Annotated in this window: 1 protein-coding gene and 1 pseudogene; both read right to left on the bottom strand. The window is 33.2% G+C overall.

The window, feature by feature from the left end:
- Positions 1-889: 889 nt before the first annotated feature.
- The gene (locus F6K13_RS31570; protein WP_161565026.1) at positions 890-1,045 is read right to left on the bottom strand and encodes a hypothetical protein; all 156 of its coding nucleotides are present in this window, start codon (positions 1,043-1,045) and stop codon (positions 890-892) included.
- A pseudogene (locus F6K13_RS31565) lies at positions 1,042-1,786 on the bottom strand (dolichyl-phosphate-mannose--protein O-mannosyl transferase); the annotation flags it as partial. The pseudogene F6K13_RS31565 and the gene F6K13_RS31570, both read right to left, overlap by 4 nt.

Raw genomic sequence — 1,786 nt, 5'->3', positions numbered from 1 at the left:
TAGAGCTTTATTTGAGAAGGTCGTATTTTGTAGGTCGTAGGTGTTAGATTTAACCTTTAATTGGTGGGAAGATAATATAGAACTACTAGATGATTCGTGGAAACTTTCCTCTTCTATCGAGACTTTAGAAAAAAATAGATTAAAAATAATCTCAAAACCTTATACAGCAATTTTTTTACCTTTAATTAAAAGATTTTTTGATATATTTAGGTTTTCCTAGTCATGCTACGCAAACAGCTATTTTTAGCTTTTTAAAGCATTTCTTGTGCTACTACTGGGTTGGAAAGAATTTTTGGTGAAAAATATCAAAGTACCACTATTTTCCCTTGATTGATAACTTAGTTTATAGTGTTTTTATCTGGGATGTGGAAGCCAAGTGCCATGAAAAAGGTATGGAGGGAATATTCAACAATTAATAATTAACAATTAATAATTAATAATTATCTATTCTTATAAAGAAGAGGATTGGCTAAAAGGATTTTTTTTCTTCTCTTGGTCTATTGGATATGGCGAGGAGACCAGCTAACGCCATCCCACCCTACGGGAAGCTCCGAAGATCGACCGTTTTTTTATCCATGAATGGAGAGGGTTTATACCTTAATTTTTCGGTAAAGGAGGGAAAACAACATTAAATAGTAACAAACACCAGGATATACAGGATATAAGAAACTCAAAACAGCGCTTTTTTTATTAGAAAAAACCTCAATTTATATTTATATCTCAAATAAAAACACTATATAAGTATTCAAAATAACTTGATATTAATATTAGTCATTTATTTGGTAGTTTATATCAAGCACGCTCTAATAATATGACAAATAACTAATAAAATTTGGGAAACTAATTTCCTGATATTCGCAACCTAAAACTTAGCGCCTAAAATCTAATATTATCTTTTCTGTGGTAGGTTTAATACCCCACCGTCAACGGGGGTGCTTAAAATTGTTTGAGGTTTGTAGACGCGGAGTGGCGTGTCGAAGACTATCCATAAGCAATTTTCCCTTCTGCCTTCTGCCTTCTGCCTTCTGCCTTTTCCCTTCTTCAAATCCAAGAACGAAACCACATCCTCATCTGCCAATTTTGCGGAGATATAGGTAATCCCAAATAAATAGGCATCCAAAAAACAAAAGCAAATAAAATGATAAAAATAACTGTAACTCCTATTGCTCTGAGATGAACTTGTCTATTATTTAACCACTTATCAAGCCACCAAGCAAGTGCCAAAATAGCAAACACAGCAGCACCCATATAATGATAGATAAAAGTACAACGAGTCACTTTTGACCAAGGTAAAAAATTGGCAAACCAATTTAATAATAAATATAGTAAAAACCACATTTCTGAGGCAGGAATAAATTTCACTTTTGGCTTAATGAAAATTTTATTACGTCTAGCTTTTCGTTTTTTTTCCCAATCCCAGATGCAGTTAATTAATATTAACACTAAAGATAAAATTGCTACTGCTGATAACCACCAAAGAGCGGGATTTCCCATAGCATGAACATCATAAATTAGCGGATTAACTTTTGGATTTCCAATATCTGAAGGTAATGGTGGTAAAGAAGCTTCAGGTTGATCTAATAAGCCTGTATTTTTATAGAAATAAACCACAGGTCTGAGCATCAATGGCCAAGTAAACCATTGAGCACAATAAGGATGAGTATCTGGTCCACTACCAATTCTTTGATGATAGCTGAAAATTTGTTTTTGCATTTCCCAAAATCCATATTTCGGATTGAGAATAATGTGAGGAATCCAGAGTAAACTGTAGGTTATGATGGGAATA

Origin of the sequence: Okeania sp. SIO2B9 (assembly GCF_010672505.1) — a bacterium.
Taxonomy (GTDB): Bacteria; Cyanobacteriota; Cyanobacteriia; order Cyanobacteriales; family Microcoleaceae; genus Okeania; species Okeania hirsuta.
Note: the sequence above shows the minus strand (reverse complement) of the source record. Positions and strands in the feature narration are given on the sequence as shown.